Genomic DNA, 19,504 nt, shown 5'->3' with positions numbered 1-19,504 from the left:
TTAACGGGCTGTTGTCGCGGGCGTGAATGCCTCAATTGCGGGCGTCGCTGCCTGATCCGGCGGCAATTCGCCATCTTCCCCGACGACACCGGTCCGCCGCGCAAGCACCTTTCCAGACGGGGGTGAAATGCATTAGGAGCCATGCAACTCCGCGCGCATGAGGCCAGCCGACGATGGCGAACGATCTATCCCTTCCGAGCCAGCAACTCGTGACGGTCTTCGGGGGCTCCGGCTTCGTCGGCCGCCATGTCGTGCGCGCGCTGGTCAAGCGCGGCTATCGCGTCCGCGTCGCGGTGCGGCGGCCGGATCTCGCGGGATTCCTGCAGCCGCTCGGCATGGTCGGTCAGATTCACGCGGTCCAGGCCAATCTGCGCTATCCCGACTCCGTCGCCGCAGCGGTGAAGGGGGCATCCGCCGTCGTCAATCTCGTCGGCATCCTTCAGGAAGGCGGCCGCCAGAACTTCGCCGCGGTCCAGGCGAACGGCGCCCGGGTGATCGCGCAGGCCTGCGCGGCGGCCGGCATCGCCCGGCTGGTTCATATCTCGGCCATTGGCGCTGACGCGGGCTCCAAGTCGCTCTATGCCCGCAGCAAGGCCGAAGGCGAGGCCGCGGTGCTGGCGGCGGTGCCGGGCGCCGTGATCCTGCGGCCCTCGATCGTCTTCGGTCCGGAAGACGGGTTCTTCAATCGCTTCGCCGCGCTGGCCCGGATGCTCCCGGCGCTGCCCCTCGTCGGCGGCGGCGACACCCGCTTCCAGCCCGTCTTCGTCGGCGACGTCGCAGAGGCTGTGGCGCGCGGCGTTGATGGTGTCGTGACCGGTGGTCGGATCTACGAACTCGGGGGGGCGGAGGTGAAGAGCTTCCGCGAACTCCTCGCCTATATTTGCGAGGTTATCGACCGCAAGCGCCTGCTGCTGCCGCTGCCCTTCCCATTGGCCCGCATCCAGGCGGGCGTCTTCGAAATCCTCGACACGCTGACGCTCGGCCTGCTTCCGGATGCGATCAAGCTGACTCGCGATCAGGTGACGCTGCTGGAGAGCGACAATGTCGTCTCGGCGGCTGCCGTCGCCGAGGGGCGCAGCTTCGAAGGGCTCGGCATCGCTCCCGTCTCGGTCGAGGCGATCGTTCCCTCCTATCTCTGGCGCTTCCGCAAGACCGGGCAGTTCGACACGGCGCGGGCTGAGTGAGCACTGCCGGACGGCCGGCCGGCATGCCCGATCTCGTCATCTACGACTGCGACGGCACGCTGATCGACACCGAGACGCTCTATGGGGAGGTCAGTCTCGCCGCCTGCCATGCGCTCGGCCTGACCAGCTGGACGCTCGACCACTATGTCGACAGCATCGTCGGCATCCCCTGGTCCGAGGGCATCAAGATCATCGAGGCGGCGCATGGTCGCCCGCTGCCCGGTGACTTCGAACAGACGATCGAGGATGCGGTGGCGCTGCGTCTCGAGAGCGAACTGCGCGCGCTGCCCGGCGTGCGCGAGGCCGTGACGGCCATCGGCGGCCGTCGCTGCGTCGCCTCCTCGACCAGTCTCGCGCCGCTGCGGCGCAACCTCGCCATCACCGGGCTGATCGAACTGTTCGATCCGCACATCTTCTCGGCCTCGCAGGTGGCACGCGGCAAGCCGCATCCCGACGTGTTCCTGCACGCCGCGGCGAGCATGGCGGCGGCGCCGGAGGCCTGTCTGGTGATCGAGGATTCGGTGCCGGGCGTGCGGGCCGCGCTGGCGGCGGGCATGCGCGTCGTTGGCTTCACCGGCGTCGCCCATGACAAGGCGCGCAGCGCCCGGCGCCTGGCCGAAGCCGGCGCTTTCGCGGTGATCGACGATTTCGCGCAATGGCCTCGGCTGGTGGCGGGGCTGCGCGCCTGAGCAGCCCGGCTGCCGCCGTCAGAGCATGCTGGGCAGCACGCGGTCCGGCGGCTTGTGACCGTCCATGAAGGTCTTGATGTTGACGATGACCTTCTCGCCCATATCGGCGCGGCCCTCATGGGTCGCGGAGCCCATATGCGGCAGCACCACGACGCGGTGCTGGCGGGCGAGCTTCAGCAGCCGCGGATTGACGGCCGGCTCGCTCTCATAGACGTCGAGACCGGCCCCGGCCAGTTCGCCCGCCTCCAGCATCCGCGCCAGCGCCGTCTCGTCGACGATCTCGCCGCGGGCCGTGTTGACCAGGATCGCGTCCGGCTTCAGCAGCTTGAGCCGGCGGGCCGACAGCAGGTGATAGGTCGCCGGCGTATGCGGGCAGTTCACCGAGACGATGTCCATGCGCGCCAGCATCTGGTCGAGCGAATCCCAATAGGTCGCGTCGAGCTTCTCCTCGATGCGGGAATCCAGCCTCCGGCGGTTGTGGTAATGGATCGAGAGCCCGAAGGCGGCCGCGCGCCGCGCGACGGCCTGGCCGATCCGGCCCATGCCGACGATGCCGAGCCGCTTACCCGTGATGCGCCGCCCCAGCATCCAAGTCGGCGACCAGCCGGCCCAGTCGTCGTCGGGGATGACGCGCGCACCCTCGGCGATGCGCCGCGCGACGGCGAGGATCAGGGCGATCGTCATGTCGGCGGTGTCGTCGGTCAGGACGCCGGGCGTGTTCGTCACGGTGATGCCGCGCTGGACCGCGCTGGCGACGTCGATATTGTCGACGCCGTTGCCGAAGTTCGCGATCAGCCGCAACTGGTCACCGGCCTGCGCGATCACCTTCGCATCGATCCGGTCGGTCACGGTCGGCACGAGAACATCGGCCGTCTTCACCGCCTCGACCAGGGCGGCCTGCGACATCGGCGTGTCGTCGATGTTGAGGCGCGCGTCGAAGAGTTCGCGCATCCGCGTTTCCACCACGGCGGGCAGCTTGCGGGTGACGACGACGAGCGGCTTCTTCTTCGACATGGACGCCTCCTCCTCCGCTGCCGCAGTCTCCCGCCGCCTTTTGGCCTCAACCCCCCATTAACCGCGGGGCTTCAGGAATGAGGCGGCGGAACGCTCGGCTTCGCCCGTTCTCTAAGTGGCGTGACGGCGGATGACAACATGACCCTTCGCCGGGGGTCCCCCGGCCCAGGGCCCGGCGAATGGATGGAGACAGGACGGATGGCGGCGGCGAGGCGGAGCGTTCTGGCGGGGCTGGTCTTGCTGGCGGCAATGGCGGCCGCCCCTCTGGCGAACGCCCAGGACATGCAGGCGGGGTCGGTCACGGGCCTGCCGGTGCCGCGCTATGTCAGCCTCAAGACCGACCGGGTCAATCTCCGTGAGGGCCCCTCGAAGGAACACCGCACCCGCTGGGTCTATCAGCGTGCCGGGCTGCCGGTCGAGATCGTCGCGGAATTCGAGACCTGGCGGCGCGTGCGCGATGCGGATGGCTCGGAAGGCTGGGTGCTGCACAGCCTGCTCTCGGGCCGCCGCACGGCCCTCGTCGCGCCATGGTCCAAGACCAAGGGCGAAACCTTCCCGCTGCGGCGCGAGGCCGAGGAGAATGCGGCGGTGGTGGCGCGGCTGGAATCGGGCGTGATCGCCAACGTCCTGTCCTGCGCGGGCAGCTGGTGCCGGATCAGCGTCGGCGACACGCAGGGTTTCCTGCGCCAGGACCGTCTCTGGGGCGTCTATCCCAACGAAAAGGTCGACTGAGCGGCGGGGCGCCTCAGCCCTCGGCCGCCTCGATCTTGCGCAGGCGCACGACCACGTCGACACGCGCGATCTCGTAGCCCGCCGGCGGCTCCGGCAGGGCCGCGACGTCGACCGCCTCGGCCGGGATGTCGATGACGGTGTTCTCGCCGTCCACGACGAAGTGATGATGCTCGCTGCTGTCGGTGTCGAAGAAGGTCTTGGCCCCGTCGATCGCGAGTTCGCGCAGGAGTCCGGCCTGGGTGAACTGGTGCAGCGTGTTGTAGATCGTCGCCAGCGAGACCGGGATCTTCTCCTTCATCGCCTCTTCGTAGAGCATCTCGGCACTGATGTGCCGATCGCCCCGGGCGAACAGGACCCAGCCCAGCGAAACGCGCTGCCGCGTCGGCCGCAGGCCGACACGGCGCAGCCGCTGTCGGATGTCATGAAACGGGCAGCCCTTGCGAACGCTCGATCCATAGCCCGCATCCTGGGAAATCAGATCGCTCATTGCCGCCGGCGAAGCTCCCTCGAAGATGGAACGCATGTCCACCTGCTTGTTGAGAACGGATGTAATCTTTCGCGGCCGGGCTCGCAAGCACTCCACGCCGGAGGGGCGGCTGGGGCGCGCGATCCATCCGCCCTTTCGTTTGGGCGCGACGGCGTGTTAGGCACGGACGGAGGGTCGCCCGGAGGCGGCCGGTATGGAGCGACACGGGATATGCAGCGGCAATCGTCTTTCAGCTACGAGGAGATCCTCGCCTGTGGCCGTGGGGAGCTGTTCGGGCCGGGCAATGCGCAACTGCCGCTGCCGCCCATGCTGATGTTCGACCGCATCACCCAGATCTCGGAAGAAGGCGGCGAGCACGGCAAGGGCCTCGTCCGGGCCGAGTTCGACATCAAGCCGGACCTCTGGTTCTTCGATTGCCATTTCAAGGGCGATCCGGTGATGCCGGGCTGCCTCGGCCTCGACGCGCTCTGGCAGCTTACGGGCTTCTTCCTCGGCTGGCTCGGTCTGCCCGGCCGCGGGCGGGCGCTCGGCGTCGGCGAGGTCAAGTTCGCCGACCAGGTTCTGCCATCCGTCAAGCAGGTCGTCTACGGCGTCGATTTCAAGCGCGTGTTCAAGTCCAAGCTCGTGCTCGGCATCGCCGATGGCTGGCTGGAGGCCGACGGCAAGCGCATCTACACGGTCAGCGACATGCGCGTCGGCCTGTTCAAGCCCGAGGCGGCCTGAACTTCCCGATCGCGCGGGTCACCCCGCCGGCGCGGTGATTGACGGGAGCGTCTTTGGGGGAAAAGCGCGCCGCGACCTTGCGCGCGCCAGCCGCGCGGTCCATGTGCGCGGGATCGACGAATGCGCGCCGGGCCCCGATCCGTCCGGCACAGGCGCGATAAAGCCGGAGATAGAGAGCATGAGACGCGTGGTGGTCACCGGGATGGGCATCGTCTCGTCCATCGGCAACAATACGCAGGAAGTGCTGGCCTCGCTGCACGAGGCGAAATCCGGCATCTCCTTCATGCCGGATTTCGCGGAGCATGGTTTCCGCAGCCGCGTCGCCGGCGTGCCGACTCTCGACCCCTCGACCGTCCTCGACCGCCGCGCCATGCGCTTCCACGGCGGCGGTTCGGCCTGGAACCAGGTCGCGATGGAGCAGGCCATCGCCGACGCCGGTCTCGAGGAGAAAGAGATCAGCCACGAGCGCACGGGCATCGTCATGGGCTCCGGCGGTCCCTCGACCCGCGCCCTGATCGACGCCTATGACAAGGCCCGCGAGAGCGGCTCATCGAAGAAGGTCGGTCCCTTCGCCGTGCCCAAGGGCATGTCCTCGACCGCCTCTGCCACGCTGGCGACCTGGTTCAAGATCAAGGGCGTCAATTATTCGATCTCCTCGGCCTGCGCGACCTCGAACCACTGCATTGGCAACGCTTATGAGCTGATCCAGTGGGGCAAGCAGGACGTCGTCTTCGCCGGCGGCTGCGAGGAGCTGGACTGGACGCTCTCCGTCCTGTTCGACGCGATGGGCGCCATGTCGACCGACTATAACGACACCGCCTCGCGCGCCTCGCGCGCCTATGACCTCAACCGCGACGGCTTCGTCATCGCGGGCGGCGCCGGCGTCGTCGTGCTGGAAGAGCTCGAGCACGCCAAGGCGCGCGGCGCGAGGATCTATGGCGAGATCGTCGGCTACGGCGCGACCTCGGACGGCTACGACATGGTCGCTCCGTCGGGCGAGGGCGCCGTGCGCTGCATGAAGATGGCGCTGCAGGGCGTCAACGCGAAGGTCGACTACATCAACCCCCACGGCACCTCGACCCCGGTCGGCGACGCCAAGGAGATCGAGGCGATCCGCGAGGTCTTCGGCGCCGGCGAGAAGAGCCCGCCGATCTCCGCGACCAAGTCGCTGACCGGTCATTCGCTCGGCGCCACCGGCGTGCAGGAGGCGATCTACTCGCTGCTGATGCTCAACAACGACTTCATCTGCGAGAGCGCCCATATCGACGAGCTCGACCCGGCCTTCGCCGACATGCCGATCGTGCGCAAGCGCATCGACAATGCCGGGCTCGGCTGCGTGCTCTCGAACTCCTTCGGCTTCGGCGGCACCAACGCCACCATCGTGATGAAGAAGCTCGAAGCCTGAGGGAACCGATCATGCTCTTTATGGTGATCGAGCATTTCGACCAGGCGCGGGTGAAGGAGATCTATGCCCGCTTCCATGAGAAGGGCCGGATGATGCCGGACGGCCTGACCTATGTCGACAGCTGGATCTCCGCCGATTTCGCGCGCTGCTTCCAGGTGATGCAGTGCGACGACGTCACCAAGCTGCAGGAATGGGTGCTGGCCTGGGGCGATCTCGCCCGCTTCGAGATCGTGCCGCTGGCCTCGTCCAAGGACACGGCCGCGGCGGTGAAGAAGCACTTGTAGCGTGACGGGTTGTGTCTAGACGGTTATAAGCCTCGTCTAGACGGAGGCGCCGGGATGGCTTTTCACATTCGCGATCCAGAGGCCGACCGTGCCGTGCGGGAACTGGCGGCGCGTAAAGGCGTCAGCCTGACTGACGCGGTGAAGCAGGCCGTCCAGAACGAGCTTCGTCAAATGGACCAGAGCGTTCCGTTTCTGGAGCGGATACGGGATTTGCAGCAGCGCGTCGCGGCTTACCCCAAAACCGGATTGAAGGCTGATAAGGCGTTCTACGACGAGCTGTCGGGCGACATTTAGCATGTATGTCGATGCCTCGGTCATTGTCGCCGTACTTCTCGAAGAGGCTGGTTTCGAACAGTTCGGGACGCCGTTGACAGGCCCGGATCGGCGTTTCACCTCGCCGCTGGCGATCTATGAGGCGACCGTCGCCCTGGTGCGGGTGCGCGGCATTGCATTCGATCTGGCCAAGGCGACGGTGCTGGAGTTTCTGGCACGAGGCGCGATCAGTGTCGCGCCTCACGAAGCTGCGCATGCCGATGGCGCACTCGCTGCGTTCGACCGCTTCGGCAAAGGCCGGCACCCGGCTGCGCTCAACATGGGCGATTGCTTCGCCTATGCCGCGGCGCAACTCGCCGGAGCATCGATCCTCTTCAAAGGTAACGACTTCAGCCAGACCGACCTGCCTTCCGCTCTCCCTTGCTCCTGACGCCATAACCGAACGGTCCCCATGCTCCCCCTGATGCACAACAAGCGCGGCCTCGTCATGGGCGTCGCCAACCAGAATTCGATCGCCTGGGGCATCGCGCGCACCCTGAAGGCCCACGGCGCCGAGATGGCTTTCACCTATCAGGGCGAAGCGCTCGGCAAGCGCGTGAAGCCACTAGCCGACAGCGTCGGCTCGACCCTCGTCCTGCCCTGCGATGTCGAGGACATCGCGACGGTGGACGCGACCTTCGCCGCGATCGACGAAGCCTGGGGCGGCGATCCCGAGCGCAACACGCTCGACTTCATCGTCCACGCCATCGGCTTCTCCGACAAGAACGAGCTCAAGGGGCTCTATGCCGACACCAGCCGCGAGAATTTCTCGCGGACCATGGTGATCTCCTGCTTCTCCTTCACCGAGGTGGCGAAGCGGGCCGCCGAGCGCATGCCGAAGGGCGGCAGCATGATCACGCTGACCTATGGCGGCTCGACCCGGATCATGCCGAACTACAACGTGATGGGCGTGGCCAAGGCGGCGCTGGAGGCCAGCGTGCGCTATCTCGCCGGCGACTACGGCCCGCGCGGCATCCGCGTGAACGCGCTCTCGCCCGGGCCGGTGCGGACACTCGCCGGGGCGGGCATCTCGGACGCGCGTGCGATGTATTCCTGGCAGCGGGCGAACTCGCCGCTGCGGAAGTCGGTCTCGCTGGAGGAGATCGGCGGCTCGGCGCTGTATTACCTGTCCGACCTCTCGGGTGGGGTGACCGGCGACGTCCATCATGTTGATGCCGGCTACCACATCACCTCGATGCCGGTGCTCGACGGGCTGCGCGCTGCCGATCAGGGCGATTGAGGGAACCCGCGCCGGCTCCGTCGGGTTGCTCTCCCGCAATCAGGAGAGCTGCGATGGTCACGGTCAGATATGAAATCGTCGAGCATGACGGCGGCTGGGCCTACAAGGTCCAGGATGTGCTCTCGGAAACCTATCCATCCCACGAAGCCGCGCTGAAGGCGGCGAATGACGCGGCCGCGCGCCAGACCCTCGCCGGCACGACGGACGGCATCGTCTATCAGGACGAGCAGGGCCGCTGGCACGAGGAGGTCGCGGACGGGCGTGACCGGCCGGCGACGCGCGTAGTCGACGAGCCCTCCGCCTGATGCGGAGGGCCGCCGCCCTCAGCGGGCGGTGAAGAAGGTCAGCAGCACCTTGTCCTTCTCGCCGAGCAGGCAGAGGAAGCGCCGGGGCTTGTCGGACCGGTCGGTCCGCAGATAGGCCTCGGCCATGATGATGCGCGTGACAGGAGTATCTTCGACCTTCGTCTCCGAGACGGCGATCGTCGCGCCATCCTCGTCGACATAGATGTCCTTGATCTCGGGCTCTCGCGCCGAAAGCGTGTGGAGTGCCGCATTCTTGCAGAGTGCGACCGCGGGCGAGGCCGGCTTTTCGGCCGGCGCGCCCGAGGTCGGTCCCGCGGTCTGGGCTTGCGCCGTCGCGGCGAGCAGGGCAGCGGCGAGGAGGGTGGTGGGCATCAGGCGGATCATGACAGGGCCTCTCGGGAGCAGGTCGCTTCCAACGCCCGAGAGACCGTTTGGTTCGGCTTCAGCCGCGTAGCGCATCCGCGATCGTCGTGGCGAAAGGCGTTGTTGGTCTGCCGATGAGCCGCGAAAGCGTCCGCGTGCCGTCGTCGAGAGCGCCCTTGGCCGCCGCCGCATCGGAATCGGCGATCAGCGCCGCCAGAGGCTCGGGCAGTCCGGCGCCCAGAAGCGCGCCTCGATACTGGGCCTCCGGCATATCGACATAGGGAATGGTCTTGCCCGCCTGGCGGGAGAGTTCAGCGGCGAATTCGGCCAGCGAATAGGAGCTGTCGCCAGCCAATTCGTGCACGATGCGCGGCGCATCGTCGGAGACGAGCGCGACGGCTGCCGCTTCCGCATAATCGCTCCGTGCCGCGCTCGCGATCCGGCCGGCTCCCGCGCTGCCGATGAAGGCGCCATGCGCGAGAGCCGGTGGGATCGAGGCGGTGTAATTCTCGGTGTACCAGCCATTGCGCAGCAGGCTGTGCGGCAGGCCGGATGCGGCGATGACCGTCTCGGTCTCGCGATGCTCCGCGGCAAGGCCCAGCGGGGACGTGTCTGCTCGCAGGACGCTGGTATAGGCGATCCGCGACACGCCGGCCTCCTTGGCTGCGGCGATCGCGTTACGATGCTGCGGGATGCGCTGGCCAACGGCGTTCGACGAGATCAGCAGGACGCGCTCAATGCCGGCGAAGGCTGAGGCCAGCTCCTGCGGTTTGTCATAGTCGCCCCTGCGGACGCTGACGCCCTCGGGGAACAGCCCGGCCGCCTTGGCGGGATCGCGGACGATGGCTGCGACAAAGGCCGCGCCGACCCGCGCGACCAGCGCCGCGACGACGAGGCGGCCGAGCTGGCCGCTGGCGCCGGTGACGGCATAACGGGGATTGGACATGGAATACTCCGGTCTCATGTGGTAACTCGGTCTCAGATAGAGACTTGGTGGGGCCGGCGAAAGACGGCACTTTCGCGTCACCAGGTTACCGTGGAGGAACCCGATGGATGCTTGCGCGGCGCTGGGCGCCAAGTTCGAACTCTGGCGGACCCTGCAGCTCGATCCGGAAGGCTGTCCGGTGAGGGGGCTGCTGGACAAGCTGGGCGACCGCTGGTCGACGCTTCTGATCTGCAGCCTCGCGGCCGGGCCGAAACGCTTCAGCGCGCTGCACCGCCAGATTCCGGACATCTCCAAGCGGATGCTGACGCAGACCCTGCGAACCCTGGAAGCGGACGGCCTCGTCCATCGCGACGTGCAACCCACCGTCCCGCCCAGCGTGACCTACTCGTTGACACCGCTCGGGCGCAGCTTCGCCGGCCCGCTGCTCGGCCTCGTGGAATGGGCGGAGACGCATTACCCGGCCGTGCTGGAAACGCGGGCGGAAACGAAACGGGCCGCCTGAAAGGCGGCCCGTGATCGCAGTGTCGAGGTCCGGTCGCCCGGCTCAGAGGCCGAGCTTCTTCTTGCGCTGGCCGAGCGTGCGCAGGCGCAGCGCGTTCAGCTTGATGAAGCCGGCCGCGTCGCGGTGATCATAGGCGACGGCGCCTTCCTCGAAAGTGACGAGGTCCTGGTCGTAGAGCGAATACGGGCTGGAGCGGCCGATGACGTGGACACCGCCCTTGTAGAGCTTGAGGCGGACCTGGCCGGTGACGAACTCCTGGCTCTTGTCGATCAGTGCCTGCAGCATCTCGCGCTCCGGCGAGAACCAGAAGCCGTTATAGATCAGCTCCGCATATTGCGGCATGATCTGGTCCTTGAGATGGGCCGCGCCGCGGTCGAGCGTGATCGACTCGATGGCGCGATGCGCGACAGCCAGGATCGTGCCGCCGGGCGTCTCGTACATGCCGCGCGACTTCATGCCGACGAAGCGGTTCTCGACCAGGTCGAGCCGGCCGATGCCGTTGTCGCGGCCGAGTTCGTTCAGCTTGGCAAGCAGCGTCGCCGGCGACATCTTCACGCCGTCGATCGCGCAGGCGTCGCCGGTCTCGAAGTCGATGCTGACGATGGTCGGCCGGTCGGGCGCGTCCTCGGGCGAGACCGTGCGGGAATAGACGTAATCGGGCACTTCCTGCGCGGGATCTTCCAGCACCTTGCCCTCGGAGGAGGCGTGCAGCAGGTTGGCGTCGACCGAGAACGGCGCCTCGCCGCGCTTGTCCTTGGCGATCGGGATCTGGTGCTGCTCGGCGAAGGCGATCAGCTGCTCGCGGGAGCGCAGGTCCCATTCGCGCCAGGGCGCGATCACGACGACGTCGGGTTTGAGCGCATAGGCCGTCAGCTCGAAGCGGACTTGGTCGTTGCCCTTGCCGGTGGCGCCATGGGAGATGGCGTCGGCACCGAGCCGCTCGGCGATCTCGATGAGCTTCTTGCCGATCAGCGGCCGCGCGATCGAGGTGCCGAGCAGATAGACGCCCTCATAGGCCGCATTGGCGCGAAACATCGGGAAGACGTAGTCGCGGACGAATTCCTCGCGCAGGTCCTCGATGAAGATGTTTTCCGGCTTGATCCCGAGCAGCAGCGCCTTGTCGCGCGCCGGGCCGAGCTCTTCGCCCTGGCCGAGATCGGCGGTGAAGGTGATGACCTCGCAGCCATAGGTCGTCTGCAGCCATTTCAGGATGATCGAGGTGTCGAGCCCCCCGGAATAGGCGAGCACGACCTTTTTCACGCTTTTCTCGGTCATCTGGGTCATCATCCTGCTGCTGCGGCTTGGCGGCGTGGAAGCCGCTTTTCGAACGCAATGGCGCACTATCCCAGCGTCGGGGGCGACGCAATCGGAACCTTTTGATCGGTCGCGCGTCCTCGCCTGATGGATGGGTGTTGATGACTCGGGTGGATGACGCTTGGGCATCGCGCCTTGTCTTGCAGTCGCGCCGCCGGAGGCTCACCTTGCCGAGGCGCGACGCCACACCGAACTGACTGCTCCGGAGGCCGAATGCCGAACCGTCCTGTTCTGGACTTCTGGTATGAGTTCGCATCGCCCTATTCCTTTCTAAGCGCGTTGAGGATCGAGCCGCTGGCGGAGGCTGCCGGCGTCAGTCTCCGCTGGCGCCCCTTCTTGCTTGGGCCGATCTTCGCCGCCCAGGGCTGGTCGACCTCGCCCTTCGCGCTCTATCCGAGCAAGGGCCGCTATATGTGGCGGGACGTGGAGCGCCGGGCCGGCCGGATCGGGCTTCCCCTCGTCAGGCCCGAGACGTTTCCGCAGAACTCTCTGATCGCCGCCCGGCTCGCCTTGGCCGGTCGCGAGGCGGGTTGGCTGCCCGCCTTCTCGAAAGCGCTGTTCCGCGCCGGCTTCGGTGAAGGCCGCAACATCGCGGAGGAGGCGGTTCTGAATGCGGCGCTGAAGGAGGCCGGGGCCGATCCGGGCACTGCCTACGCCGCGTCCCGCAGCGAGGAGGTCAAGGGCCGCCTGCGGGCCGAGATCGAATACGCCAAATCGCTCGGCATCTTCGGCGCGCCGACTTTTGTCACGGAGGATGGTGAGATCTTCTGGGGCGACGATCGTCTGGAGGAGGCGCTGGACTGGTCGCGCCACGGCCGCTGAGGCCCTTGACTCAGGGACTGGCGCTTCCGCCTCCGGGCGGCCGCGCCCAGGGACCCCGGGCGGCCGGATCGACACCTGCGGCCGATTCCGCGACCATCGTCGGCAGATCTTGGCGCTCCGCCACGCGCGGCGGCTGCGGCGGCATCGCCGGCATGCGCCCTCCGGCGGTCTGGATCAGCGCCTGAACACGCTTCGTCACCGAGGGATGGGTCGAGAACAGGTCGGCGAAATCGTCGGGATCGTTCTCGAAACACATGTCCATCACGCCGGACGGCACGCCCTCGATATCGGCGCGGCCGGCGATCTTGAGCAGGGCCGAGATCATCGCATCCGGGTTCTTGGTCAACTCGACCGCCCCCGCATCGGCGAGATACTCGCGCGAGCGCGAGAGCGAGAGCCGGATCACCACGGCCAGGAACCAGGACAGCGCGATCACCGCGAAGCCGATCAGGATCGCGACGCCGCTGCCCTTCTTCGCATCGTCGGACGACATCCGGATGCGGCTGCGCGACAGCCCGCGGAAGACGATTTCCCCGACCAGCGAGATGACACCCGCGATCACGACGGCGATGATCATCAGGCGGACGTCGCCATTGCGGATATGGGTCAGCTCATGCGCCAGCACGGCCTCGACCTCGGCATCGTTGAGCTGCGCCAGCAGGCCGCTCGTCACCGTGACCGTGAACTGCTTGTCGTTGACGCCGCTCGCGAAGGCGTTCAGCGCCTCGCTCTCGACGATGGCGAGCTTGGGGACGGTCAGCCCGCGCGAGATGCAGAGGTTCTCCAGCATCCGGTAGAGCTTGGGGTTGTCGTCCCGCGTCAGCCCCTTGGCTCCCGCCATCGCGCCGATCAGCCCGACATTGATGCGAAAGCCGATAAAGACCCAGGCCCCGGCCGCGAGCGTGGTGAAGGGCAGCCACCGCCAGAAGGTCCGCCCGGCCTCGGCATAGGCGGTGGTTCCGCGCGGCACACCGCCATAGCCATAGCCCACCAGCAGCAGGCCCCAGACCGTGACATAGACGAGGGCGAACAGCCCGGCGATCAGGAAGCCGGACCTGATCCGGTTGTTGCGCATGTGGCTGTAGAGCCCGAAGGCCTGGCCCAGCATCGCAGCCGCCCCGTTCGCCGCCTGCGGCGCCGCTTCAGAACTTCACGCTCGGCGCCACCTCGATCTGAGCGCGCGTGGTTTCGCCGACATCGAAGAATTCGCGCTGGCTGAACCCCATCTGCGGCGCGAACAGCACGGCCGGGAAGGCCTGGATCGCGGCGTTAAACTCGCTGACGGCGTTGTTGAAGAAGCGCCGCGCCGCGGCGAGCTTGTCCTCGACATTGCCGAGATCGACCTGGAGTTGCTGGAAGTTCGCGCTCGCCTTGAGATCGGGATAGGCCTCGCCCAGCGCCAGCAGCCGCCCGACCGCGCCGGACAATTGCTGCTCGGCCGCCGCCTTGTCATGGACGCTCGTCGCGCCCTGCGCGGCGTTGCGCGCGGAAATCACCGCATCGAGCGTCGTCTTCTCGTGAGTGGCGTAGCCCTTCACCGTCTCGACGAGATTGGGGATCAGGTCGTGGCGCTGTTTCAGCTGCACATCGATGTCGGCGAAAGCCTGGTTGACGCGCTGCCGCATCGCCACGAGGCCGTTATAGGTCATGATCAGGTAGACGGCGATCGCGGCGATCAGCCCCAAGACAACCCAGCCCATGGCGTGCTCCTCAAGCGCAGGCGAGACCGCCGCAGCGTGACACGAAGGCGGCTGGCGGGAAAGCGGCCAGACGGGAACCGCACCGCTGACGACCATGCGGCGGATAAAAATCCAGAACCCTGATGTGGATTGTAAAGGCTTCTTAACTGTCGTTGCGTCAAGCTGACAGGAAGGCTGTCAACTCGTCTTACCTTCTGCGTGATCCAAGCCATGACAATCCCCTTTTTTCGCCGCACCGGGACCCAGGCAGGTGAATGGGCCGCCATTCGGCGCTCGCAAGCCGTGATCGAGTTCCGGCTCGACGGTACGATTCTGGACGCCAACGAGAACTTCCTGAAGGCCGTGGGCTACTCCAGGGACGAGGTGGTCGGTCAGCATCACCGCATGTTCGTCGACGAGGTCGAGCGGGAATCGAGAGATTACGCGGCCTTCTGGGACCGGCTGAATCGAGGCGAGTGCATCGAGATCCCGTGCCTGCGCATCGCGAAGGGGGGGCGCCGGATCTGGCTGCTGGCGAACTACACGCCAATCCTAGACGGCAGTGGAAAGCCGGTGAAGGTCGTCAAATTCGCCAGCGACATCACCGCGCGGCGCGAGGCGATGGCCAATCTCGAAGGCCAGATCGCCGCCATCCGCAAGTCGCAGGCCGTGATCGAATTCGACCTCTCCGGCCATATTCTCGATGCGAACGACAACTTCCTCTCGGCTGTCGGCTACAGCCTGGCCGAGATCAAAGGCAAGCATCACCGCCTCTTCGTCGATCCTGCCGAGCAGGGCAGCGAGGCCTATCGCTGCTTCTGGGAGAAGCTAGGACGCGGCGAATTTGACGAAGGGCAGTATCGCCGGCTCGGCCGGGGCGGCCGGGAGATCTGGCTCCAGGCGACGTACAACCCGATCTTCGATGCCATGGGCCAGCCCTGCAAGATCGTGAAATTCGCGACCGACATCACGGCCAACAAGCAGGTTCAGCTGGCCCTGCGTGCCGCCGTGGCCGATACGCGTGGCGTGGTTCAGGCTGCGATGGCGGGAAATCTGACGCGCCGGATTTCGCTAGCGGGCATGACGGGCGAGATCGCCGAACTCTGCGGGGGCGTGAACGAACTGGTGGATGCGGTTGCCCAGATTATCGGGACCGTCACGACCATTTCTCAGGACATCATCGTCGGGGCGGACCGGATCGGCCATGGGAGCCGCGAACTCGCGCAGCAGGCCGAGGCCCAGGCCGACTGCCTCCAGGAAGCAGCGGCGACGACCGACACGCTCTCGGCCTCGGTCAAGCGCAGCGCCGGTCGCGCCCGCGAGGCCACCAGCCTCGGCGAAGCGGCCAACGGCATCGCCAATCGCGGCGGTGGCATCGTCGGCGAGGCGGTTGGCGCGATGGAGCGCATCGAGAAAGCCTCGGGCGACATCGCCGAGATCATCACGGTCATCGACAACATCGCATTCCAGACCAATCTGCTCGCGCTCAATGCGGCGGTCGAGGCGGCCCGGGCGGGCGATGCCGGCAAGGGCTTCGCGGTGGTCGCTTCCGAGGTGCGGGCCTTGGCGCAACGCTCCAGCGACGCCGCCAACGATATCAAGGCTCTGATCTCGAACTCGACGCAGCAGGTCGCCACCGGTGTGCGCCTGGTCAAGGACGCCGGCGCGGCGCTGGCCGAAATCGTCGAGTCCTCGACCAGTGTCGCCGCGGCACTGGCCGATATCTCCAGCGCCTCGACCGAGCAGGCCAATGGCATCGGGGAGGTCGCGAAGGTGGTCGCCCAGATGGACGACATGACCCAGCGCAATTCCTCCATGGCCGAGCAGAGCGCCGGCGTCGCACGCGAGCTACAACAGGCAACCAACGAGCTGCGCAGGATGGTCGAGCGCTTTTCGATCGGTGGTGCGCCCAGCCGCACCCTCGACGCGAGCATTCGCGCCGAACTGCGCGAGATGGCTCCTCACATGGCGCCTGTGCGGGCTGCAGCCACCCGGGCCGCGCCCCCAAGGCTGCCCGCTGCTGCTGCGACCACGCGCCGTGCCGCAGAGACGGGCTGGTCGGAGTTCTGACGCCCTCCGGTCGACGATGCCTCAGTCGTCGCTATAGCGCTGCTCGGTCCACGGATCGCCACGATCGTGATAGCCGCGCACCTCCCAGAAGCCGGGGCGATTCTCGGCCGTGAACTCGATCCGCTTCAGCCATTTGGCGCTCTTCCAGAAGTAGAGCTTCGGAAGCACGAGGCGAAGCGGCCCGCCATGCTCGGCGGAGATCGGTTTGCCCTCCCAGGAATGGGCGAGGATGGCGTCCTCGCTGGCAAAATCGGCCAGCGTCAGATTGGTGGTGTAGCCGTCATAGCTGTGCAGCACGACGAAGCCGGCCTCGGGCCTGGGGTGCGCGAGATCGAGGACGGTGCGCGTCGCAACCCCGTCCCAGCGGTTGTCGTAGCGCGACCAGGTCGTGACGCAGTGGATGTCGGAGACCTCCGTCGCCTGCGGTTGAGCCATGAGATCATCCCAGCGCCAGTGCAGGGAGTGGTCGACCAGCCCGTCGATGTCGAGCGTCCAGCTGGAAAGGGCGATCGCGGGCTGCAGGCCGAGATCGAGCACGGGCCAGTCCTTCACCAGATGCTGGCCGGGCGGCAACCGCTCGTTTTCAGGCCGCGCGACGCGGCCGGTGATGAACTTGCCCGTCTGCGCCCAGGCCTGCTTGGTCCGGGTCAGCTTCGTTGCCGGGGGCGTTTCGGGATCGTCGGGCATGGCCATCTGATGTATATACGAGGATTGACATGGCGGAGCGTGCTGGCCACGTCTTCAATCAGAGCATGATCTTCTTGCAGGAGGAAGCCGATGGCCACGACCCGCGCCTTCAAATCCGGCAATAGCCAGGCTGTGCGCATTCCTGCCGAAATGGCGTTCGAGGATGGTCAGGAACTGACGATCACCCGGCATGGCGACGTGTTGACGATCTTGCCGAAGAGCGAAGGCCTCCGCCAGGTTCTGGAAGAACTTCTCGCGGCCCCGCCGCTCCCGCCTTCCGGGCCGCTTGAACGGATCGAGCTTCCCGAGCGGAAGCGATATTGAGCGTGGCCTTTCTCCTCGACACCAACGTCGTTATCGATGCCCGCGACGGCGTGAGGTCCGTTCTGAGGAAAATGATGGAGCACGAGGGCGCCGTGCTGGTGTCGGCTCTGAGCGTCGCCGAGCTCCAGAGAGGGCTCAGATCGACCGATCCCGATGCGCTGGGCCGCCGCGCGCGGCTGGAGAAGCTACTGGCAAACCTGCCCGTCGTGGCTTTCGGCAAGGCTCAGGCCGAGGCGTATGGCGCGGTACTGTCGGTGCAAGGTTGGGTCCGGGGCCGCGACTTCGATCGCATGATCGCCGGGCATGCCATCAGCCTCGGCGCCACCCTCGTTACCAACAACCAGCGCGACTTCCGCGACATTCCCGGTCTCGCGGTCGAGAATTGGCTGGCGGAAGCCTGACGGACCCTCTTGGCGGCGTCCGCCCTTGCCCCGTCACCAGATTTCCACTACATCGCGCCTGTCCGAAGGGCCGTGATCGATCACAGCCGGGGGCGGCCTTTCCGGCCGGCTCCCGTTTCGTGTTTGGGGCGGACCGTTCGGATGCGGATGCGGAACCGGCGGTTTGGCGCCGTCCGCCGGCCCGGCGCCTCGTGCGCGGGCCTGGCGGCGAGCCTCTCGACGAGGCGCCGACGGGAGCATCCGGCCCGCAACACCAACCCAAACGGGCGCTTGCCGGACATCCGCGGGAGACGCGGCCGGCGTCAGGAGCATACATGTCAGCCGTAGAAAGCTTTTCGGGCCGCGAGGATTTCGCCGCCCTTCTCGAGGAATCGTTCAACCGTAACGAGGCCCTCGAAGGTTCCGTCATCAAGGGCAAGGTCGTCGCCATCGAGAAGGATATGGCGATCATCGACGTCGGCCTGAAGACGGAAGGGCGCGTCGCGCTCAAGGAATTCAACGGCCCCGGCCGTGACCAGGACATCAAGGTCGGCGACGAGGTCGAGGTCTATCTGGACCGGATCGAGAACGCCCTCGGCGAGGCCGTCATCTCGCGCGACAAGGCGCGCCGCGAGGAGAGCTGGGTCAAGCTCGAGAAGGCCTTCGAGGCCCGCGAGAAGGTTTCGGGCGTCATCTTCAACACCGTCAAGGGCGGCTACACCGTCGATCTCGACGGCGCCGTGGCCTTCCTGCCGCGCTCGCAGGTCGACATCCGTCCGATCCGCGACGTCGGCCCGCTGATGGGCCAGCCGCAGCCCTTCGAGATCCTCAAGATGGATCGCCGCCGCGGCAACATCGTTGTGTCGCGCCGCACCGTCCTCGAAGAGACCCGCGCCGAGGCTCGTTCCGAGCTGGTCGCCTCGCTCGAAGAGGGCCAGGTCATCGACGGCGTCGTCAAGAACATCACCGAATACGGTGCCTTCGTGGATCTGGGCGGCATCGACGGCCTGCTCCATGTCACCGACATGGCCTGGCGTCGCGTCAACCATCCGTCCGAGGTCGTGACCATCGGCCAGACGGTCAAGGTCAAGATCATCAAGATCAACCAGGACACGCACCGCATCTCGCTCGGCATCAAGCAGCTGCTCGCCGACCCGTGGGATGGCATCGCGGCGCGTTACCCGGTCGGTGCGCGCCTCAAGGGCCGCGTCACCAACATCACGGACTACGGCGCCTTCGTCGAAGTGGAGCCGGGCATCGAAGGCCTCATCCACGTCTCCGAGATGTCCTGGACCAAGAAGAACGTCCACCCCGGCAAGATCGTCTCGACCTCGCAGGAAGTCGACGTCGCGATCCTCGAGGTCGATCAGGTCAAGCGCCGCATCTCGCTCGGCCTCAAGCAGACCCTGCGCAACCCGTGGGAGGTTTTCGCCGAGCAGCATCCGAGCGGTTCGGTGGTCGAGGGCGAGGTCAAGAACAAGACCGAGTTCGGCCTGTTCCTGGGTCTCGAAGGCGACATCGACGGCATGATCCACCTCTCCGATCTCGACTGGAACCGTCCGGGCGAGCAGGTCATCGAGGAATACAAGAAGGGCGACATGCTGCAGGCTGTCGTTCTCGATGTGGACGTCGAGAAGGAGCGCATCTCGCTCGGCCTGAAGCAGCTCGGCGGCGATCCCTTCGTGGATGCCGGCGAGTTCAAGAAGGGTCAGGTCGTCACCTGTGAGGTGATCGAGGTCAAGGAAGGCGGTCTCGACGTCAAGATCGCCGGCACCGACATGACCACCTTCATCAAGCGCGCCGAGATCGCCCGCGATCGCCAGGAGCAGCGCCCCGAGCGCTTCGCCGCCGGCGAGAAGGTCGACGCCCGCGTCGTCCTCTTCGACAAGAAGGCTCGCAAGATCCAGGTCTCGATCAAGGCTCTGGAGATGGCCGAGGAGAAGGAGGCGATGGCGCAGTACGGCTCCGCCGACTCCGGCGCTTCGCTCGGCGACATCCTGGGCGCCGCCCTCAAGAAGGCGACGACCGAGAAGAAGTGATCG

The 19,504-nt window shown here is 66.7% G+C and carries 24 protein-coding genes; 16 read left to right on the top strand and 8 right to left on the bottom strand.

Annotated features, from left to right (window positions below):
- Nucleotides 1-173: 173 nt before the first annotated feature.
- Both ACFPN9_RS13610 and ACFPN9_RS13605 read left to right on the top strand, forming a co-directional pair.
- Nucleotides 174-1,184 (top strand): complex I NDUFA9 subunit family protein, encoded by a 1,011-nt coding sequence (locus ACFPN9_RS13610; protein ID WP_066721215.1) that lies wholly within the window; start codon nt 174-176, stop codon nt 1,182-1,184.
- On the top strand, nt 1,181-1,873 hold the full coding sequence (locus ACFPN9_RS13605) for an HAD family hydrolase (protein WP_245289501.1): 693 nt from the start codon (nt 1,181-1,183) through the stop codon (nt 1,871-1,873). The genes ACFPN9_RS13610 and ACFPN9_RS13605 overlap by 4 nt, the downstream gene beginning before the upstream one ends.
- Nucleotides 1,874-1,891: 18 nt before the next feature.
- Here ACFPN9_RS13605 and ACFPN9_RS13600 read toward each other — a convergent pair whose 3' ends face one another.
- Nucleotides 1,892-2,887 carry a 2-hydroxyacid dehydrogenase gene (locus ACFPN9_RS13600; RefSeq protein ID WP_066721219.1) on the bottom strand — a complete coding sequence of 332 codons (996 nt, stop codon included), beginning with the start codon at nt 2,885-2,887 and terminating at the stop codon, nt 1,892-1,894.
- A 183-nt stretch (nt 2,888-3,070) separates the two neighbouring features.
- Between ACFPN9_RS13600 and ACFPN9_RS13595 the strand changes: the two genes are divergently transcribed.
- Nucleotides 3,071-3,619, top strand: coding sequence for an SH3 domain-containing protein (locus ACFPN9_RS13595; RefSeq protein WP_082735278.1), 549 nt, complete (start codon nt 3,071-3,073; stop codon nt 3,617-3,619).
- Nucleotides 3,620-3,632: 13 nt separating this feature from the next.
- Here ACFPN9_RS13595 and irr read toward each other — a convergent pair whose 3' ends face one another.
- Nucleotides 3,633-4,106, bottom strand: a complete 474-nt coding sequence (irr, locus tag ACFPN9_RS13590) for a Fur family transcriptional regulator Irr (RefSeq protein WP_067254039.1) — start codon at nt 4,104-4,106, stop codon at nt 3,633-3,635.
- A 210-nt stretch (nt 4,107-4,316) separates the two neighbouring features.
- Between irr and fabA the strand changes: the two genes are divergently transcribed.
- The 7 genes from fabA to ACFPN9_RS13555 all read left to right on the top strand — a co-directional run bounded on the left by fabA (nt 4,317) and on the right by ACFPN9_RS13555 (nt 8,375).
- Nucleotides 4,317-4,829, top strand: a complete 513-nt coding sequence (fabA, locus tag ACFPN9_RS13585; RefSeq protein WP_066719636.1) for a 3-hydroxyacyl-[acyl-carrier-protein] dehydratase FabA — start codon at nt 4,317-4,319, stop codon at nt 4,827-4,829.
- Between the two features lie 178 nt (nt 4,830-5,007).
- Entirely contained in the window at nt 5,008-6,234 is a 1,227-nt protein-coding gene (gene fabB / locus ACFPN9_RS13580; RefSeq protein WP_066719638.1) for a beta-ketoacyl-ACP synthase I, read from the top strand.
- 11 nt (nt 6,235-6,245) lie between these two features.
- Nucleotides 6,246-6,518: a DUF3303 domain-containing protein gene (locus ACFPN9_RS13575; RefSeq protein ID WP_066719640.1), complete on the top strand. Its 273-nt coding sequence runs from the start codon at nt 6,246-6,248 to the stop codon at nt 6,516-6,518.
- Between the two features lie 54 nt (nt 6,519-6,572).
- Nucleotides 6,573-6,812 carry a type II toxin-antitoxin system VapB family antitoxin gene (locus ACFPN9_RS13570; protein ID WP_066719643.1) on the top strand — a complete coding sequence of 80 codons (240 nt, stop codon included), beginning with the start codon at nt 6,573-6,575 and terminating at the stop codon, nt 6,810-6,812.
- A gap of 1 nt (nt 6,813) precedes the next feature.
- Nucleotides 6,814-7,221 carry a type II toxin-antitoxin system VapC family toxin gene (locus ACFPN9_RS13565; RefSeq protein WP_066719645.1) on the top strand — a complete coding sequence of 136 codons (408 nt, stop codon included), beginning with the start codon at nt 6,814-6,816 and terminating at the stop codon, nt 7,219-7,221.
- A gap of 21 nt (nt 7,222-7,242) precedes the next feature.
- On the top strand, nt 7,243-8,070 hold the full coding sequence (gene fabI, locus ACFPN9_RS13560) for an enoyl-ACP reductase FabI (protein ID WP_066719647.1): 828 nt from the start codon (nt 7,243-7,245) through the stop codon (nt 8,068-8,070).
- Between the two features lie 53 nt (nt 8,071-8,123).
- Entirely contained in the window at nt 8,124-8,375 is a 252-nt protein-coding gene (locus ACFPN9_RS13555) for a DUF2188 domain-containing protein (protein WP_066719652.1), read from the top strand.
- Nucleotides 8,376-8,393: 18 nt separating this feature from the next.
- On the opposite strand, the gene ACFPN9_RS13550 is transcribed toward ACFPN9_RS13555, so the two are convergent.
- Nucleotides 8,394-8,747 carry a hypothetical protein gene (locus ACFPN9_RS13550; RefSeq protein ID WP_156446505.1) on the bottom strand — a complete coding sequence of 118 codons (354 nt, stop codon included), beginning with the start codon at nt 8,745-8,747 and terminating at the stop codon, nt 8,394-8,396.
- A gap of 70 nt (nt 8,748-8,817) precedes the next feature.
- Nucleotides 8,818-9,684: an SDR family oxidoreductase gene (locus ACFPN9_RS13545; RefSeq protein WP_066719658.1), complete on the bottom strand. Its 867-nt coding sequence runs from the start codon at nt 9,682-9,684 to the stop codon at nt 8,818-8,820.
- Between the two features lie 103 nt (nt 9,685-9,787).
- Between ACFPN9_RS13545 and ACFPN9_RS13540 the strand changes: the two genes are divergently transcribed.
- Nucleotides 9,788-10,186, top strand: coding sequence for a winged helix-turn-helix transcriptional regulator (locus tag ACFPN9_RS13540; RefSeq protein WP_066719661.1), 399 nt, complete (start codon nt 9,788-9,790; stop codon nt 10,184-10,186).
- Between the two features lie 42 nt (nt 10,187-10,228).
- Here the strand turns inward: ACFPN9_RS13540 and ACFPN9_RS13535 are convergent, their stop codons facing one another.
- Complete coding sequence (locus ACFPN9_RS13535; RefSeq protein WP_197426584.1) at nt 10,229-11,461, bottom strand: argininosuccinate synthase; 1,233 nt, start codon at nt 11,459-11,461, stop codon at nt 10,229-10,231.
- Nucleotides 11,462-11,713: 252 nt separating this feature from the next.
- On the opposite strand from ACFPN9_RS13535, the gene ACFPN9_RS13530 reads away from it, so the two are divergent.
- Nucleotides 11,714-12,322, top strand: coding sequence for a 2-hydroxychromene-2-carboxylate isomerase (locus ACFPN9_RS13530; protein ID WP_066719664.1), 609 nt, complete (start codon nt 11,714-11,716; stop codon nt 12,320-12,322).
- A gap of 10 nt (nt 12,323-12,332) precedes the next feature.
- Here the strand turns inward: ACFPN9_RS13530 and ACFPN9_RS13525 are convergent, their stop codons facing one another.
- The gene (locus tag ACFPN9_RS13525; RefSeq protein WP_066719666.1) at nt 12,333-13,430 is read right to left on the bottom strand and encodes a M48 family metallopeptidase; all 1,098 of its coding nucleotides are present in this window, start codon (nt 13,428-13,430) and stop codon (nt 12,333-12,335) included.
- 34 nt (nt 13,431-13,464) lie between these two features.
- Nucleotides 13,465-14,022 carry a LemA family protein gene (locus tag ACFPN9_RS13520; RefSeq protein ID WP_066719668.1) on the bottom strand — a complete coding sequence of 186 codons (558 nt, stop codon included), beginning with the start codon at nt 14,020-14,022 and terminating at the stop codon, nt 13,465-13,467.
- A 210-nt stretch (nt 14,023-14,232) separates the two neighbouring features.
- On the opposite strand from ACFPN9_RS13520, the gene ACFPN9_RS13515 reads away from it, so the two are divergent.
- On the top strand, nt 14,233-16,071 hold the full coding sequence (locus tag ACFPN9_RS13515) for a methyl-accepting chemotaxis protein (RefSeq protein WP_066719670.1): 1,839 nt from the start codon (nt 14,233-14,235) through the stop codon (nt 16,069-16,071).
- A 21-nt stretch (nt 16,072-16,092) separates the two neighbouring features.
- Here ACFPN9_RS13515 and ACFPN9_RS13510 read toward each other — a convergent pair whose 3' ends face one another.
- Nucleotides 16,093-16,758, bottom strand: a complete 666-nt coding sequence (locus ACFPN9_RS13510) for a sulfite oxidase-like oxidoreductase (RefSeq protein ID WP_066719672.1) — start codon at nt 16,756-16,758, stop codon at nt 16,093-16,095.
- Between the two features lie 90 nt (nt 16,759-16,848).
- Between ACFPN9_RS13510 and ACFPN9_RS13505 the strand changes: the two genes are divergently transcribed.
- The 3 genes from ACFPN9_RS13505 (at nt 16,849) to rpsA (ending at nt 19,501) form a co-directional block, all read left to right on the top strand.
- Entirely contained in the window at nt 16,849-17,082 is a 234-nt protein-coding gene (locus tag ACFPN9_RS13505) for an antitoxin (protein ID WP_066719679.1), read from the top strand.
- 2 nt (nt 17,083-17,084) lie between these two features.
- Nucleotides 17,085-17,483: a type II toxin-antitoxin system VapC family toxin gene (locus tag ACFPN9_RS13500; protein ID WP_066719682.1), complete on the top strand. Its 399-nt coding sequence runs from the start codon at nt 17,085-17,087 to the stop codon at nt 17,481-17,483.
- A gap of 314 nt (nt 17,484-17,797) precedes the next feature.
- On the top strand, nt 17,798-19,501 hold the full coding sequence (gene rpsA / locus ACFPN9_RS13495) for a 30S ribosomal protein S1 (protein WP_066721713.1): 1,704 nt from the start codon (nt 17,798-17,800) through the stop codon (nt 19,499-19,501).
- Nucleotides 19,502-19,504 lie beyond the last annotated feature (3 nt).

Source organism: Allobosea massiliensis (assembly GCF_042655245.1).
GTDB classification, from domain to species: Bacteria; Pseudomonadota; Alphaproteobacteria; order Rhizobiales; family Beijerinckiaceae; genus Allobosea; species Allobosea massiliensis.
Note: the sequence above shows the minus strand (reverse complement) of the source record. Positions and strands in the feature narration are given on the sequence as shown.